Here is a 15788-nt window from a genome sequence, read left to right as displayed (position 1 = left end):
CGGTTATTTGGCTTAACCCCACCTTTTCATCTGCCAACGGCTATATTCTGTATCCGAAGGGTGCGGCAACTTACTGTGCTGCCGTTTCCGGGGAGCCGCCAGCGTTGGCAGTAGCGGCTGGCCGGTGCAGGATACGCCGGAGCTTGCCCACGTTGTCCACCTCGTAGGCATCGGGGTTGGCAGCCACCAGGCGCTTGATGGCGCCGGAGGAACGGGCTCCGAATGTGACGACGGCCAACCCGGCGGCGTGGGCCTGCGCTACGTTTGCGGGTGTCGTCAGGGTCTCATTAAGTACCACGGCAGCCACTTTTTCCTGCCGGGCCCGGGGCAGGTTGGCCGCGTAGGCGTCGGTAATTTCGTAGCCCAGGGGCAGGGCCGGCCACAGCTGCCGGAAGCGCCGCAGGGTACTGACCTGGTCGGACACGATGAGGATGCGGCCCGCCGGCACGCCGTAGTGCCGCAGGCGCTGCACCAGCTGCCGCGCCAAGGCCGCCGAGTTGCGCTGGGCCTGGGCCGGACTCAGGCAAGGTAGTGCTTCGTGCAAATCCAGGTGGAGGTAAGGAAACTCGGGCCGCCGGGCCAGGCGGGCCAGCAGCGTGTCCAGGGTTACCAGCTTTTCGTGCTGAAACCAGTCGTAGGGCCAGCCCCCGCGAAACCGCAGCTGCACCAGCTCGGCCGCCGAATGCTCATTGGTGCAGCCCCGGCCGGTTTTGGTCATGGTGTCGAGCGTGGTGTCGTGGTAGAGCACCGGCACGCTGTCCTGGCTGAGCTGCACGTCGATTTCCAGGCCCTCGGCCCCGTCGTGCAGGGCTTTTAACTCACTGCGCAGGCTACTCGGCGGCAGGGGGTTAAACGGATTGAGCGGGGTAAAGAAACCCGAGCCGGCGTGGCCCACCACAACCATCTGCCCCGGAGCCCGCCGCAACGACTCGGCCACCTGCTGAGCCCGTGCCGCCGACCCGGCCAGAGCCAGCAGCAAAGCCAAGCGCCAATGTGTACTTTTCATCTTGCCAGCGCCGGCCCGGGAAAGTATGTCGGCCGACTTGGCTATAACGGCCCGCCCGCGCGGTGGTTGGCTTATGCTTCCCGGCCGGGCAAAGCGTGGCCACCTGAAGCCGAGAAGAACATTCTGCCGAGCCCAGCGCTACACCTTACGGACCAGCTTAACCGGTCATGCTGAGCGTAGCGAAGCAGCTTTCCCACTGCAGGACCTCTCGTAACAATATGGTTAAAGGCGTTGAATTATGGTTGTCACTCAGGTCAGGCAGGTCCTTTACTGCGTTCAGGCTGACAGACGAGGTCCGGCAGCACCTTGTTCAGCCACTCAAACAGCACCTGGTACACCCGGGCCCGCACCGCCGGCCGCGACAAAACCAGGTCGTGAATGCCGCCCGCAATGGCCTGCACCGTAACGCGGGGCCCCAGCCGGGGGCTCAGCTCCCGGATATGACACACGTTGAGCACCCCGTCGGCTTCGAAATATTGCTCGCTCCACCCCGCCTGAGTCACGGTTTGGTCGGAGTGCAGCACCAGAATGGGCTGGGCAAGGTGCAAGCCCCGGGCCACGCGGCGGTGGCCGGCATGAATGGCCCGCAGCCAGCCCAGCTTCACCGGAAACACTTCGATGGGCTTCCAGGGCAGGTGATAGTCCCACTCGCCCTGGTACTGCCGGTGCAGGCTGCGGCCGTATTCGGTGGGCAGGTTGGCGGGCAGCTGCACGTCGGGCAACCAGCGGCCCAGGCGCGCTGCCAGCGGCACGCCCACGGTGCGGTTGAGCCAGTTTTGGTGCATGTCCAGAAACGGGCTATTCAAAAACAGGGCCGCCAGGTGCTGGCGCTGGGTGCCATCCTGGGCGTACAGGGCCGCAATGAGGCCGCCGGTGGAGTGGCCGCTGAGCACGATGGTAGCGCAGCCCTCGGCCCGCATCAGGGCCAGGGCGGCGTCGAGGTCGGGGTAGTACTCGGCCAGGTCGCGCACGTTGTTGGCCGTTTGGTGGGGCCGCCACGAGCGGCCGTACTTGCGCAAGTCCAGGGCGTAGAAGCGGAAGCCGTGGCGGTGGTACTCCCGGGCCATGTCGCGCTGGAAGAAATAGTCGGTGAAGCCGTGCACGTAGAGCACCGCCCGCGGGCCCGGGGCCTGCTCGCGCAGCCGCACCAGGGTGCATACCACCATCCCTTCGTAATCCGCGGGCTGCTCAATGACGCGCTGCTCGAAGTCGGGACCCAGCACGTCGGGTTGATAATGTGATTCAGCCATGATACGGGAAAGGGTATACGGAACGGGAAAAGGTGGGCCAAAAAACGGGCGGCTGGTCGGACTACGGCTTTCTACGCTCCTACGTGGCGTAAGCGCAATAATCAGCTCCGGTGGGAAACGTATTTTTTCTTCTATATACAAATACTTTCGAGTAGGAATCTTCCGTTCTTTGACGCTACCCAGCTGAGCCGTGGCCAGTGCTTATACGGCTTACGCGGGAGCCCTCCGTCCTATGCGCAACATTTTTCTGGCCGCCAGCCTGTGGATGCTGGTGGCCGCCTGCCCGCCCAACCCGGCTTTCCGCGACTATCAGCTCACCTACCCGCGGGTAAAGCTGGCCTACGCCCGCAAGTGGCCCCAGCTCCAGACCCTGCTGCGCGGCCGCCGGATTGACCCGGCCCGGCTGGAGGTCTTTTTCCGGGTGTTCAAAGTGGGGCGGCGCCTCGAAGTCTGGGCCCGCAACCAGGGCGACGCCACGTTTCAGCTGCTGCGCACCTACCCGCTGGCCGCCACCTCGGGCACGCTGGGCCCCAAGCGCAACGAAGGCGACAACCAGGTGCCCGAGGGCTTTTACCACATCGACCGGTTCAACCCCATCAGCACCTACTACATGTCGTTGGGCCTGGATTATCCCAACGCCTCCGACCGGGCCCTGGGTGGCCCCAACCCCGGCACCCACATCTTCGTGCACGGCTCCAACGTGACGGTGGGCTGCCTTCCCATCACCGACGACTGTATTCAGGAAGTGTACTTGCTGGCCCTCGAAGCCCGCAGTGCCGGCCAGCAGGAATTGTCGATTCACGTGTTTCCCTTCGAGCTGACCGCCCAGAATATGGAACGGTACCAAACCAATAAGCACTACAGCTTCTGGCAGAGTCTGCAGCCCGGCTTCGCGTATTTCGACCAGCGTTTGACGTTGCCCACCGTGGAGGTGGCCGCTACCGGCCGCTACGTAGTGCGGTAAGACAACCTTACCCCTTGCCAAAAAAGGCCCCAGTACGGCTTAAGTGGCCAGTCGGCTGGCACCAGGAGTTACCACCACTGTTGCTGCCAGGCCGCGACTACCTGAGTGCCGGTAGCAAAGTCGTCCACGACGACGATGAGCTGGTTGGCATGGTCGCTGTACTGCACCAGGATGTTGACCCCGGCCTGGGCCAACGCGCGGCAGAACTGGCCCAGCTGGCCCGGCACGTCCTGCCGCAGCTTCAGCACCAGCACGTCATGAATGCCGACTACGCGGATGCCCACCGGCTCCAGCACGGCCCGGGCCCGCTCGGGCTCGGCCACCAGAAAATGGGCAATGGCCGTGGAGCCGGTCTGGAACACGCCGCCGCCCTCCAGGCTGATACCGTGCTGGCCCAGCGTTTCCCCGAACAGGGCCAGAGCGCCGGGCGTGTTTTCGAGCAAGACTTCCAGATCTTTCATGAGCGGGCAGCGTCGGGGATGGTAATGGTGGGCTGGTGCCGCACGGGAAAGTTGACGGAGTTGGCAATGAAGCACAGCTGGTGGGCGCGCTCATGCAGGGCCGCGGCGGGGGCCTGCATATGGGCCGCGGCCACCGTCACCAGGGGGTGAAGCGTGACTTCGCGAAAGTGCCCACCCCCATCCGGAGTTTCTGCCATGATGCCCGTGGCGGTGTCGGAGTACGCCACCACGATGATTCCGGCCTCGGCGCAGAGGTGCAGGTACCACAGCATGTGGCAGGAGGCCAGCGACGCCACCAGCAGGTCTTCCGGGTTGTAACGGGTGGCGTCGCCCCGAAACGCGGGGTCCGAGGAAGCCAGAAGTGGCGGCTTGGAGGCGGCCTGAATGGTGTGGCTGCGCTCAAACTGGCGGTAGCCCGACGTGCCGGTCCCGCTGTTACCCGTCCACTCGACGGTAAGCTCGTAGGCGTGTTCTTTGCTCATGGCGGCTTTAAGAGGAAGTGCTGTTGACAGAATCCAGTACCCCGGCTCGGGCTGACCGGGCCGGGCCAGTTACGGAGCAAAAGTGCGCAGGAGTTTCAGCAAACAGTTCCGGCCGGCCTGAACTATGACGGGACGGAACAACCGGCCGGCCAGTGGCAAAATGGCTCCGCCCGCGGGGCCGGCTTTTGTCGGCCGAAAGGCTTTCTTTGTAGCTGTACTGCCTTTCCCCTGCCAGGTGCCATGGAAGAAAACTTTGTGCGGGCTGCGGCCTTGCTGGGCGAGCCCGCCCGGGCCACGATGCTCTGGAACTTGCTGGATGGCCGGGCCTACACGGCCCGGGAACTGGCCCTCTGCGCCGATTTGTCGCCGTCGGCGGCCAGCAACCACCTGAGTCAGCTCGTAGCGGCGGGGGTGCTGCGGGTGGTGAAGCAGGGGCGGCACAAGTACTTCGGCTTTGCCTCCGACCATATGGCCGGCGTGATTGAGGGCGTGAGTACGCTGCTGCCAGCTCCGAGCCCCGGGGCCGCCGCGCGGCGGCAGGGGCTCTGGTATTGCCGCAAATGCTACGACCACCTGGCCGGCCACGTCGGGGTGCTGATTACCGAGGCCCTGGTGGCCCGGCAGCTGCTGCTACCGGGCGGGGCGGAGTTCCAGGTTTCGTCCCTGGGCCGCACGTGGTGCGAAACGCTGGGCCTGCAGGTGCCCGCGCCGGGCCGGCGCCCAGTGGCCAAGCCCTGCCTGGACTGGAGTGAGCGGAAAAGCCACCTGGCCGGCGCCCTCGGGCAACTCCTGTTCAACCGGCTTCTGGAGCTGGGCTGGCTGCGCCCGACGGCCCACAGCCGGGAAGTCGTGGTGACGCTGGCCGGGGAACGGGGCCTGCTGGACACCCTGAACCTGCGGCTTCCCCGCCGGGAGGACTGAGCTTGGCTGCCGCCGGCGCTTAGGGGGCCGTGCTCTTTCGCAGGGTGCAGTGGCCGTTGGTGGGGTCATGGTGCAGCTGCCAGCCGGGGTTGAGGGTGAGCGTGTAGCCCGGCCCCTGCACGGTGGGCTGCTCCGCGGTAGGATAGGCCACGGTAACTTTTTCCCAGTGGGCCCCCATCAGCGCCCCGGCGGAGGCTTCGAGCACGCCCCACTCGTCGGTAACGCGCAAGGTGGGGTACACCGTGCCGGCGGCACCTAGCGGCATGGCTGTGCTCGGGTTGAAGGCCATGTTCATTTTGCGCAACGGAATTTCGAGGTGGGGAGCTTCCAGAAACTGGTGCCGGTACAGGACCAGCTGCTGCTGCCGGTGCCGCTCCCGGGCTTGCTCCCGCCGCAGTAGCGCCGTGCCACCGTAGCGGGGCAGGGCCGCCTGAGTCTGCGCCCGCAGGTCGGCGGGCAGAGTGGCCCCGAAAGCCTTGCCAAACAGCGCCGTCAGGTCGGTGCGGGCCGTTACTGCCCGGGTCCAGGTGGGCTGCTGCGGGCGCAGCAAGAAACCGTACAGCGGCACGGTGTAGTAGGCGAAGGAGCGCACAAAGGAGCCGACTGTATCCTGGGTGAAATAGTCCAGGGTGTGCAGCAGCCGGGCCGTGGCCTGGGGGCGGGGGCCGGCGCCCACTACCTGGCCGGTGTATTCGGCCAGGCCCTCGTTCAGCTCCAGGGTATTCTCGTTGGCCCCGGCGGCGGGAAAGAGCTGGCGCCGGTAAGCCCGGAAAGCCAGGGCGGCCTGCACGTGCGGCCGGGCCGCGGCGGCCGTCGGGGCGGTGAGAGCCTGGCGCAGGGCCGCCAACTCCAGCAGCAAGTACACACGCCCCTGCTCTTCGTCAAGGTGGGCGTTGTCGGCTTCCGGCAGCCGAAACCCGAGCTGGGGCTGCAACCGGTGAAATGCTTCGTGGGCCAGCAGCGTCAGCCGGGCCGCGTCGTCCTCCGGCGGGGGCCACACCTGCAGGGGCCAGCGCAGCATCGACCAGCGCCGGCCGCCCCACTGCACGGCCGTGTTGGCGATGTTTACGGCGGCGGGCAGCTGCCCGGTATAGAGCCCTGCTTCGGCGTGGAGCAGGCCGGCCGAGTCGGGCACGTTGGCCAGCAGGCGCCGCGAGGCCGGCTCCACCAGCAGCACCGGCCCGTAGAGCGACTTGCCCCAGGTGCGCCCTGCTTCCCGCCGGCAGGCGGCTTCGAAGGAAGCCAGCTGCTGCTGGGCCAAGGCTACGTCGGTCGGCTGCTGGCCGTAGCTGCTGGCCGGAAGGAAGTTCAGGGCCAGCCCCAGGAGCCAGCCGCCCTTGCGCACGTATCGAACCAGGAAAAACATAGGCTTGTAAGGATAAGGCGGGTAGTCACTACGAAAGCGGGCCCGTGGCCGGCGACTTAAGGTAGTGTATGTCAAGCTATTTTCGCCTCCGGCTAGCTTTAATACTGCTGGAAGCGGGGCTACCGAATGAGGCTCAGGTTGCTTCGCGCGTGCCTAGCTGGCACTTCGTGTGGCGGATCCGGGCCGGCGGGTGCGGCGCATAACCGCGTCTGCTACTCCCTCCTCGCTGCGCTGCCCGCCCCATGGCATGTTCGGGCCCGAGCGGGAGCCCGCCAAAACCGGCGCGGTTGCCCGGCTGTTATCTTGCCGCCATGAATACACCCACTGCCCCTGTCCTACGCGAATCAGCCGTTATTGTGCCCGTGTACCGGGATGCCACCGGGGAGTTGCAGCTGGTACTGGTGCGGCGCGGGGAGCGGGGCATCCACGGCGGGCAACTGGCGTTTCCGGGCGGCAAGCGCGACCCGGAAGATGCTTCCCTGCTGGCTACAGCCCTGCGTGAGGCCGAGGAAGAAGTGGGCCTCAAACCGGCCGATATTCGGGTGCTGACCCCGCTGCCCGAGCTCAGTACCTTTACCGGCGGCTTTCACATTGCTCCGTTTCTGGCCAGCATCCGGCGGCCGGCGGTGTGGTGGTGCCAGCAGCCCGAAATTGCCGAGGTGCTCGAAATCAGCCTGCGCACCCTCGCCGACCCTGCCACTCACGTCCAGGAATGGTGGCAGCTGCCGGGCTGGGAGCAGCGCATGCTCGTCGACTACTACCGCGTGGGCCCCTACCAGCTCTGGGGCGCCAGCTACCGGATTATTCAGCCCCTAGTGGCGCGGCTACTGGCCGGCGAGTGGGAGATTTGAATGCCCCGGCCCGCACCGCTGGCTTCTCCGGGGCCCAAACCAAAAACTCCCGCCCAGGCAGCGGGCCCGGACGGGAGTTTGGCGTTGCAAACAGGACGTGTAAAAGTGCGGTGCTACGGGCGGGTTTTGCGCAGGAGCTTGATGCGAAACTGGCCCTCGGTAATAGTTTTCGTTTGGTTGGCCGTGTTGCGCACCGGCCCGCGGAAGGTCCCGGTCAACACGTCGTTGTCTTTGCTGAGAACCTTCACCACCAAGTTATCCTTCGCCAGGGTTGACCCGGAGTACAGGTTTGGGTCGGGACCAGACACCGGACCCTTACCCACCGAATAATCCCCGAAGGAGAGAGAAACCCAATTAGTCTTATCGGCGGAGGTAAACTCGGCCGGCACCGTCAGGGCGTCCAGGTCCACCCCGCCGAAGGTCAGGATAAAGAATTTCGAGCTGCCTGCCTGGGCGTTTTCCAGGCGCATAATGTCGATTTGCTGCAGGCGCTGGGTGCTGCTGACCCAGAAGTTCCGGTAGCCGTTGAACAGCGTGTCGGGCACGGTGCCGTTGCGCCGGTACACGTCCTGGCAGTCGGTGTACTGCCCATCAGCCTTGGCACTCACAAATTCGTCGGTGCGGGTGACCCTTGCTTCGGGCTGGGGCTCCACGTCCTTGGAGCTGCAGGCGGCCGAGGCAAGCAACAAGCCGCCCAGGGCATAGGTAAGGAGGTTCTTGACCATAAAAAATGGGAGTGTAGAGAAACAGAAATAAGGAGGCGAGGCCGCAACTCTTGCGTAACGGCCGGATGACCGGGCCCGGCGCCCAAGGGTTGCATGGCCACGCCGCCGCTTATGGAGCTGCTTTGGAAGAGTAAAAAACCAAGGCTGGCCGGCTGTAAGCCAGGCTAACTTCCGGGCGGTACAGTTTGGCACGGAATTCAATTCTTACTTTGCCACTACGCAGCCCCCAACTACTGGCTTGCGTAGAGCTCAACGTATATGAAACGTCTGTCCTTTTTTCTGCTTTTCCTGGCCAGTCTGGCCGCTTCTGCTCCCGCCCGCGCCCAGGGCGAGCAATCCATCTGGTACTTTGGCGGCCAGGCCGGCCTGAAGTTTTCCGGCACGGCCCCGCCCACCCCCCTGCTCGATGGCAAGATGAGCACCTACGAGGGCAGCGCCGTGGCCACCAACCAGCAGGGCCAACTCCTGTTCTACACCGACGGCGAGGTGGTCTACAACCGCAAGCACCAGCCCATGCTCAACGGCAAGGGCCTGATGGGCAGCAAATCCAGCGCCCAGAGCGCCCTGATTGTGCCCGACCCCGGCAGCGGCAACGTGTTCTACATCTTCACCACCGCGCCCCAGGGCGGCAAGAACGGCATGCGCTACTCAGTGGTCGACATGACCCGGGAAGGTGGCTTCGGCGACGTGCCCCGGGCCAACATGCTGCTCATTTCGCCGGTAGCCGAGAAGTTGGCCGCCGTCAAGCACAAAAACGGCCGCGACATCTGGGTGGTGGGCCACCGCTGGAACTCCAACGCCTTCGTATCGTACCTGGTGACGCCCGACGGGGTAGAAACCAAGCCCATTCTGAGCAACGTGGGCAGCATGAACGCCGGGCCGGGCCGCAACGCCATTGGCTGCCTCAAATTCTCGCCCGACGGCCACAAAATTGCCTCGGCCATCTGGCGGGAAAGCAACAAATTTGAGGTCTTCGACTTCGACAACACCACCGGTAAAGTCAGCAACCCGCGGCAGTTTGGCACCTACGAGGAAGCCTACGGCGTGGAATTCTCGCCCGACGGCACCAAGCTCTACGGCACCTGCAACGGCAAAGGCGGCGGGCAGGCCGAAGTGTGGCAGTTCGACCTAGTCACCAAAAGCAAGGACAACGCAGTGAAAGTCGGTACCTCGGCCAACCGCAAAATCGGGGCCCTGCAACTGGGCCCCGACGGCAAAATCTACGTGGCCCGGGAAGACAACCCTTTCCTGGGCGTCATTCAGGACCCCAACGCCGCCGGCAAAGCCTGCAACTACGTGGACGACGGCCTGAAACTGGGTGGCCGCCGCAGCAAGCTCGGCCTCCCGGTTTTCGTACGGTAGGTCTTAGTTGTTCGTTGATAGTTGCTCGTTGTTAGGACTGTCATCCTGAGCTGGCGAAGGCCCTACCGCCCCTACCCCATTACAGCTGCTACCAACATGCAAAAGCCCTTTTCCAACCGCTGGAAAAGGGCTTTTTGCATGTAAGGCAGCGTATTACCAAAGCGAGGAAGGTGTTTCCCTCCGCTACGCTCCTTTCAGGATGGCAGCCGACCCAGCAACGTCACATGCAACCATCTTAAACTGAATCAGCTAGTCCTTGATTTCACCGAAGCGGAAGCGCACGAAGCCGGCCGCTACCGAGGCGTAGGGGTTCTTGTCGGCGAGCAGGCCCGGCAGGTCCCGGGTGCTGACGCCGAATTCGTAGAGGTTGGTGGTGAAGGCCACGCCCAGGGGCAGGGCAAAGCCGTAGCCGGCCCCGCCGGCAACGCCGCTGCTCAGGCGAATAAACTTGTTGGGCTTGAAATCAATACCGGCACCCACAAACGGGCTGGTGATGTTGCCGGCTACCTCGTTGAGCGGCACGGTCACGTCGAGGCCCACTTCCAGGCGGTTGGTGACGCGCAGCCCGGCCCCGGCGCGCAGCTTGGTGGGCAGGCTGGCGGTATGTTCCTGGCTGGGCTGGTACACAAAGACGCTGTCGGTGCCCGAGGCGAAAATCTTGGTGGCCTCGCTCAGAAAGTCGTAGTTGTCGACCCCGTTGGAGCGCAGCTTCTTGAGCTTCTGGTCGGAGGCCGTCAGCAGATTGCCTTCCCAGGTCATGTGGCCCAGGTCGGTGAGGGAAAGGCTGGCGCGCAGCATTTTGCCGGCTTCCATAGCCAGGCCCAAATCGAAGCCGTTGCCCTTGCCCACCGGCTGCAGCCCGTTGGCCCGCTTTTCCAGGTTAAAGGAAGTGCTGTTAACCACCTTGCCGTAATCAATATCGAAAAGCGGCGACATGGCGCTGTAGGCCTCGATTTTGCCCGGCTCGATGCGCACATCGACGATGCCCACGCCCTGAATGTAGCGGTAGCCCACCCCGCCCGAGAGGCGGAATAGCGGCAGCGTAATCAGGCGGCGGGCAAAGGCGAAGTTAAACTCGTTGTACCAGGTGCCCTGAAACTGGGTGCCGGCCAAAGACTCCGTTATCAGCGGCGAGGTGGTGGGGTTATAGTTGGCATAAATCGGGGCTTCCTGACCCAGAAACAGGATTTCGGCCGCGTTTTGATTCAAGGCCATGTGGCCCGAAAGCCGCTGCCGGTTGCTGAAGGCAAAACTCCCCAGCACCGGAAACGAGGCCGACACGGCCACCGTCGTCACGTCGGCGTTGAAGTTGAGCGTGTTGTCGGAAGTAAAGGCCCGGGCCAGTTCCAGCTTGTCGGCCCGGGTCAGGGTCTGGTCGGTGTTGCGCAGAAATTTCCAGACCTGGCTGCGCGTGAGCGAAGCCGAGCTGACGCCCACGCCGCCCTCCCCGATGGAAAAGGCCACCACCGCGTTGTTCATCCGGGCCATGTTGGCCGGGTTGATGCCAATGGCCTGATAGTCGCTGGCAAAGGTGTTGGCTACGCCGCCGCGCCCCACGATGGAAAAGGAGTTCAGCTCACTCTGGGCGCGCAGGCTGGTGGCGGCCAGCAGCCCCAGGCCGGTAAGCAGGGCAAAACGAAGATTTTTCACGGGGAGCAAGGCGCTAAGACGAAATCGGTGACAAATAAGGCGCAAGCTAGGGCCGGCAGCCGCTGTATCATACGGCAGAGGCATTACCTTCGCTGAGTCTGCCCAAATTATGGTTGGAGCCCCTAATTTGCGGGCCGGCCGTAGGTATCCGAACGGCAAATGTAACCGACTAGTGCCCGCGGCAAGTTGCCGGCGGCGGGTTTGCTGGCAAAATTCCTTTCCCTTGGCCAAACGCTTTTCCGCTGACGAGTACGCCGCCGGCATCCTGGCCGGCAACCGGATGGTGCTGAGCCGGGCCATTACGCTAGTCGAAAGCACGCTGCCTTCCGACCAGCGCCTGGCCCAGCAGGTTCTCGACCAAGTGCTGCCCCATGCGGGCCGCTCGGTGCGGGTGGGCATTACGGGCGTGCCGGGCGTGGGCAAGAGCACCTTTATCGAAGCCCTGGGTTTGGAGCTGCTGCGGCAGGGCAAGCGCCTGGCCGTGCTGGCCGTTGACCCGACGAGCCAGCGCAGCGGGGGCAGCATTCTGGGCGACAAAACCCGCATGAACCAGCTGGCGGCCCAGGAGCAGGCTTACATCCGGCCCTCGCCGGCCGGCCGCAGCCTGGGCGGCGTCACGCGCAGCACCCGCGAGGCCATGATTTTGTGCGAAGCCGCCGGCCACGACGTCATCTTCATCGAAACCGTGGGCGTGGGCCAGAGCGAGACGGCCGTGCACGGCATGGTCGATTTCTTCCTGCTGCTGATGCTGGCCGGGGCCGGCGACGAGCTGCAGGGTATCAAGAAGGGCATCATGGAAATGGCCGACGCGGTGACCATTACCAAGGCCGACGGGCAGAACGAAATTGCCGCCAAGCTGGCCCGCCGCGAGTACCAGAATGCGCTGCACCTGTTTCCGCTGGCGCCCTCGGGCTGGAACCCCAAGGTTACCGTTAGCTCGGCCCTCACGGGCCGGGGCGTGCCGGAAGTGTGGCAGGTGGTGGAGCAGTACGTGCAGCAAACCCAGCAGAGTGGCTACTTTCAGCGCCGCCGGCAGGAGCAAAACCTGCACTGGCTCTACGAGGCCATCCGGCAGGGCCTGGAAGAGCAGTTTTACGCCAAGGCCAACGTGCAAGCCCAGTTGCCGGCCTTGCGGCAGCAGGTTATTGAAGGCAGCAAGTCAGCCTTTGGGGCGGCGGCTGAGCTGTTGAGCCTGTAAGCAAGGCCGCTTGGCGAAAGTCAGCGGCAGCCCGATTAGCGCACTCCGCGCGGACTCACGCCAAACTTTTTCTTGAACGCGGCGCTGAAGTGCTGCAGCGAGGAGTAGCCCAGCTCGAAGGCCAGTTCACTGGCCGTTTTGCGGCCCTCAATCAACTGCGCCTCCGCCTCGGTTAGGCGGTAGTCGGCCAGGTAGCTGAACACCGGCTGGCCAAACATTTCCTTGAAGCCCTTCTTGAGCTTAAACTCGTTCAGACCCGCTATGCGGGCCAGTTCCGGGAGCGTAGGCGGCAGGTGCAGGTGCTGAATGAGGTAGTCGCGGGCGAAGAGCAGGCGCTCCTGGTCGTACTCGGTGCGGGCGAAGCGGGCGGGCGGGCGCTGCTGTTGCTGCTCGAAGGCCTCGGCCTGGAGCACCAGGATTTCGAGGGCTTTGGCGTAGAGAAAAAGCTTCTTGAGCGGCCCCTGGAAGCGGCAGTTCAGCACCTCCCGAATGGCATTGTGCAAGCCCAGGCCCAGGGTCAGACTTTGCTCCCCCAGCACCAAGGGCTGGCCTTCGAGCACCCGCTCCCCGAAGCGGCGCAACACCCCATTGGCTTGCTCACTCAGGCGCAGGAAGATGGGCCGGGTAAACTGCACCATGAAGGTTTCGGTTTCCAGCTCCTGGTTGCGGCTCGTGCCCTCGAAGCCCGGCGAGTACATGATATTGTGCTGGTAGGAGCCCATCACCAGCGGCTGACCTAGAAGCTGGTGCTCCAGAATAACGCGGCCGCGCAGGTTGAAATGCAGGTGCACTACGTCGAGTTCGGAGCGCCACTGCTGGGTGGTATACTCCCGGAAGTGCCAGCGGGCATGGCCCATCCGAATACCGTCGAAGTACCAGTGCGTGAGCTTCCCGCGGCCCGCGGCAAATTCCAGCTCCCCGCTCTGCTCCACCAGCTCGGGCACGTCGAAGTCCTGGGCCACGTGGGGGTTGGCGTGAATCAGGGTGTTATCAGCAGCATCACGAACTTCCAGGGGCATGGCATGAAGATAAACGTTTGGGGTATACCGCGGGCAGTCGGCAGTCTGTACAAAGCTGCATTCGGAAAGCCTGCGAACGATTACAGCTGCCGGAGCCGGCCTTATAACTCCGGGAGTTTTCTGCCTGGCCCGGTGCGCTGAACTAGGCTAGGATTTCTGCTCGTGAAAGGCGAAGTTGGTAATGCTGACTACAACCCGGCAAGCTTCTTCTGAAATCAAAATTCCCTATTATATAAGTCTGGCTCCCAATTCTATAACGTCGGCCACCCCGGCATCCTGCACCTTTGTATCGTTGGCGCGGCTGTATTTCACTCCTAACCCCGCGCTGCCAACGCCCGATGCTGGACCTGGAAGTTTTTCGCACCACTGTTGATTGTCCCGTAGCGGCGGCCGCGCTGCGGGGGCACCTGCTGGCGCGCTTACCCTGCCCGGCCCGCATCAGCTTCGACCTCGACGACTGTGACCGGGTGTTGCGCGTGCACACCCCCGGTCAGTGGCTCGACGTCCAGACCGTAGCAGCGGTTTTGCGGGAAAGTGGCTACCATTGCGAACCACTCCCCGACTAGCCCTGCTAACCTTAATCCTGATGCTCTCATTCAAACAACTTCGTCAGATGATGCAAGTCCAAGGCAGCGGCGTGCTGGTCAGCCGCGATTATCCCGTATCCTCCTTCACCCGTTTGCACCTGAGCATTCACGGCACCGTGGAGCTGCTCTACGGCCCGGAAGAAAAAGTCGTGGTGGAAGCCGACGACAACCTGCTCGAACACCTGGAGGTGGTCAACTCGGGGCGGACGCTCTACGTCACGAGCGAAAACAAACTGCGGGCACCCGCTTTCACTGGGCTGCGCGTCACCGTGCATCTGCGCCAGCTCGACACGCTCTACTGCGCCTGCCACGGCAACGTAGTCAGCCGCAATACGCTGGTGGCAGCCGGCCCGCTGGAGGTTAAAATCCACTCCCAGGGCGACACCACCCTGCAGCTCGAAGCGCCGGCCCTTACCGTAAGCCTGGCCTGCCAGGGCAACGTGACGCTTAGCGGCGCTGCCGGCGACGTGCAAATCAAGAATGCGGCGGATGGCTACATCAACACCCGCGCCCTAGTGGCCCAGCACCTGCGCCTGCGCAACCTGGGGGCCGGCAACATCGACGTCTACGCCGAGCAAACCATCAACCTCACGCACATGGGGGCTGGCTACCTGCACTACGCCGGCCCCGCCCACCTGACGGACGTGCGGCAGTACGGCGCCGGCGACATCCGGCACGTGGAGTAGTTAGCGGGAATTTTCCTATTCTATAGCTCATAGCCCGCGCTGCACTTCCAGCAGGTCCCATTTATTGCCGTACACGTCCCGGAACACGACAACGTGACCGTAGGTTTCCGGGCGCGGCTCCTCCAGAAACTGCACCCCGCGGGCCTGTAGTCGGTGGTAGTCGGCCCAGAAGTCGGTAGTGTGCAGAAACAGGAAGACCCGCCCGCCGCTCTGGTTGCCGATGGCTCCGGTCTGGGCTTCGCCCTGGGCCTGGGCCAGCAGCAGCCCGGTTTCGGCCCCGGGCGGCGCTATGCGCACCCACCGTTTGCCCTGGCCCAGGTCAGTATCCTCTAACAGGGTAAAGCCCAGCACCCCGACGTAATAGCCCAGCGCCTCGTCGTAGTCGGGCACCAGTAAGGCAATAGAACCTAACTGCATCATTGAAAATTGGCTAAGTCGTGGTAGCTGCTTTTTCGTGTCATTCGCTCGACACTGCAGCGTGTCGGCGGCAAGTTCGCCGGAGCGTCACATGAGCCGGACGTTCTTAAAGGTACACTACAAAAAGAGCCCACCTTTTCAGGCGGGCTCTTTCATTCAGGCAGTGGTAAACAGCTCGGCTAAGCCCGGCCCGACCGGCGGAGGCGGCGGAGGCCGTAGGCCGCCCCCGCCGCCAGCAGCAGCGAGGCACCGCCATCAATGGGAGCCGTGGTAGCGCCGGGCTGCGGACCACCAAGGCCGGGCCCCTGGGCGCTGGCTGGTCCACTCGTCAGGCCGAGGATGGTTAGGGCTAGTACGGTGGAAGAAAATAGATACTTCATGAGTCTTACGGAACAAAGGAGAATAAAAGCTGGCCTCGCAATGAGGCCAGCTACACAGTATTTTATTGAATGACCACGCGCTTAGCCACCGTAGTAGCCCCGGCCCGCAGGCGTATGGTATACACGCCCGCTTTCAGGCCTGTGGCATCAATGGTGAGATTGGTGCCGGCGGCGGGCAGTGCGGCACTGTAGTGCCCCACTACCTGGCCCAGAACGTTCACCAGGTCAGCTTCCACTTGAGTGGCGCCGCTCACGGCCGGAACCAGCACCAAAAACTGCTGGTGAGCTGGGTTCGGGTACACGCTCACGCTGGTGGCCGCAAAGCCGTTAGCAGCAGCCAGAGGGCGCAGGGCGCCGAAGCTCAGGGCGAAGCGGCCGGTAATCAGGGCCGCGTTGCTGGCCGAGAAGCGGTAAGTGCTCTGCTGCCGCAGGTCCACCTGCTGGCCCGTTACGGCGTCGAGCA

At 63.8% G+C, this 15788-nt stretch carries 18 protein-coding genes; 7 read left to right on the top strand and 11 right to left on the bottom strand.

The genetic code is table 11. The features are described 5' to 3' along the window. Positions 1–70: 70 nt before the first annotated feature. Together CLV45_RS22755 and CLV45_RS22750 are read right to left on the bottom strand one after the other, a co-directional pair. The gene (locus tag CLV45_RS22755) at positions 71–1006 is read right to left on the bottom strand and encodes a glycerophosphodiester phosphodiesterase (protein WP_100338809.1); all 936 of its coding nucleotides are present in this window, start codon (positions 1004–1006) and stop codon (positions 71–73) included. A gap of 254 nt (positions 1007–1260) precedes the next feature. Then, on the bottom strand, positions 1261–2256 hold the full coding sequence (locus tag CLV45_RS22750) for an alpha/beta hydrolase (RefSeq protein ID WP_100338808.1): 996 nt from the start codon (positions 2254–2256) through the stop codon (positions 1261–1263). Positions 2257–2488: 232 nt separating this feature from the next. Here CLV45_RS22750 and CLV45_RS22745 point away from each other — a divergent pair, with 232 nt between their 5' ends. Beyond that, the gene (locus CLV45_RS22745; protein WP_100338807.1) at positions 2489–3220 is read left to right on the top strand and encodes a L,D-transpeptidase family protein; all 732 of its coding nucleotides are present in this window, start codon (positions 2489–2491) and stop codon (positions 3218–3220) included. A 68-nt stretch (positions 3221–3288) separates the two neighbouring features. On the opposite strand, the gene CLV45_RS22740 is transcribed toward CLV45_RS22745, so the two are convergent. Together CLV45_RS22740 and CLV45_RS22735 are read right to left on the bottom strand one after the other, a co-directional pair. After that, positions 3289–3681, bottom strand: coding sequence for an amino acid-binding ACT domain-containing protein (locus CLV45_RS22740; protein WP_100338806.1), 393 nt, complete (start codon positions 3679–3681; stop codon positions 3289–3291). Further along, positions 3678–4163 carry an OsmC family protein gene (locus CLV45_RS22735; protein ID WP_100338805.1) on the bottom strand — a complete coding sequence of 162 codons (486 nt, stop codon included), beginning with the start codon at positions 4161–4163 and terminating at the stop codon, positions 3678–3680. Before CLV45_RS22735 ends, CLV45_RS22740 begins: the two co-directional genes overlap by 4 nt. A 240-nt stretch (positions 4164–4403) precedes the next feature. On the opposite strand from CLV45_RS22735, the gene CLV45_RS22730 reads away from it, so the two are divergent. Then, positions 4404–5084, top strand: a complete 681-nt coding sequence (locus tag CLV45_RS22730) for an ArsR/SmtB family transcription factor (protein ID WP_100338804.1) — start codon at positions 4404–4406, stop codon at positions 5082–5084. A 19-nt stretch (positions 5085–5103) separates the two neighbouring features. Here the strand turns inward: CLV45_RS22730 and CLV45_RS22725 are convergent, their stop codons facing one another. Beyond that, positions 5104–6450, bottom strand: coding sequence for a hypothetical protein (locus CLV45_RS22725; protein WP_100338803.1), 1347 nt, complete (start codon positions 6448–6450; stop codon positions 5104–5106). 311 nt (positions 6451–6761) lie between these two features. Between CLV45_RS22725 and CLV45_RS22720 the strand changes: the two genes are divergently transcribed. After that, on the top strand, positions 6762–7301 hold the full coding sequence (locus CLV45_RS22720; RefSeq protein ID WP_157807750.1) for an NUDIX hydrolase: 540 nt from the start codon (positions 6762–6764) through the stop codon (positions 7299–7301). Between the two features lie 113 nt (positions 7302–7414). On the opposite strand, the gene CLV45_RS22715 is transcribed toward CLV45_RS22720, so the two are convergent. Then, positions 7415–8026: a hypothetical protein gene (locus CLV45_RS22715; RefSeq protein ID WP_100338801.1), complete on the bottom strand. Its 612-nt coding sequence runs from the start codon at positions 8024–8026 to the stop codon at positions 7415–7417. Between the two features lie 258 nt (positions 8027–8284). Between CLV45_RS22715 and CLV45_RS22710 the strand changes: the two genes are divergently transcribed. Further along, positions 8285–9388 (top strand): YncE family protein, encoded by a 1104-nt coding sequence (locus tag CLV45_RS22710; protein WP_100338800.1) that lies wholly within the window; start codon positions 8285–8287, stop codon positions 9386–9388. 249 nt (positions 9389–9637) lie between these two features. Here CLV45_RS22710 and CLV45_RS22705 read toward each other — a convergent pair whose 3' ends face one another. Continuing rightward, a complete protein-coding gene (locus CLV45_RS22705; RefSeq protein ID WP_157807749.1) occupies positions 9638–11038 on the bottom strand; it encodes a DUF5723 family protein in 1401 nt (466 codons plus the stop codon). A gap of 223 nt (positions 11039–11261) precedes the next feature. Between CLV45_RS22705 and meaB the strand changes: the two genes are divergently transcribed. Then, positions 11262–12236, top strand: a complete 975-nt coding sequence (gene meaB / locus CLV45_RS22700) for a methylmalonyl Co-A mutase-associated GTPase MeaB (RefSeq protein WP_100338798.1) — start codon at positions 11262–11264, stop codon at positions 12234–12236. A gap of 35 nt (positions 12237–12271) precedes the next feature. On the opposite strand, the gene CLV45_RS22695 is transcribed toward meaB, so the two are convergent. Beyond that, positions 12272–13255 (bottom strand): helix-turn-helix transcriptional regulator, encoded by a 984-nt coding sequence (locus CLV45_RS22695; protein ID WP_100338797.1) that lies wholly within the window; start codon positions 13253–13255, stop codon positions 12272–12274. A 338-nt stretch (positions 13256–13593) separates the two neighbouring features. On the opposite strand from CLV45_RS22695, the gene CLV45_RS22690 reads away from it, so the two are divergent. Then, positions 13594–13821 carry a hypothetical protein gene (locus CLV45_RS22690; protein ID WP_100338796.1) on the top strand — a complete coding sequence of 76 codons (228 nt, stop codon included), beginning with the start codon at positions 13594–13596 and terminating at the stop codon, positions 13819–13821. Between the two features lie 47 nt (positions 13822–13868). After that, a complete protein-coding gene (locus CLV45_RS22685; protein ID WP_157807748.1) occupies positions 13869–14528 on the top strand; it encodes a head GIN domain-containing protein in 660 nt (219 codons plus the stop codon). A 27-nt stretch (positions 14529–14555) separates the two neighbouring features. On the opposite strand, the gene CLV45_RS22680 is transcribed toward CLV45_RS22685, so the two are convergent. The 3 genes from CLV45_RS22680 to CLV45_RS22670 form a co-directional block, all read right to left on the bottom strand. After that, positions 14556–14948 carry a VOC family protein gene (locus CLV45_RS22680; RefSeq protein ID WP_100338794.1) on the bottom strand — a complete coding sequence of 131 codons (393 nt, stop codon included), beginning with the start codon at positions 14946–14948 and terminating at the stop codon, positions 14556–14558. Between the two features lie 176 nt (positions 14949–15124). Then, positions 15125–15325: a PID-CTERM protein-sorting domain-containing protein gene (locus CLV45_RS22675; RefSeq protein WP_100338793.1), complete on the bottom strand. Its 201-nt coding sequence runs from the start codon at positions 15323–15325 to the stop codon at positions 15125–15127. A gap of 62 nt (positions 15326–15387) precedes the next feature. Next, positions 15388–15788 (bottom strand): T9SS type A sorting domain-containing protein (locus CLV45_RS22670; protein ID WP_157807747.1); only part of this gene is annotated, 401 nt, incomplete at its 5' end.

This window comes from Hymenobacter chitinivorans DSM 11115 (assembly GCF_002797555.1).
Classification (GTDB): Bacteria; Bacteroidota; Bacteroidia; order Cytophagales; family Hymenobacteraceae; genus Hymenobacter; species Hymenobacter chitinivorans.
This window is presented reverse-complemented; position numbering and strand designations above follow the sequence as displayed.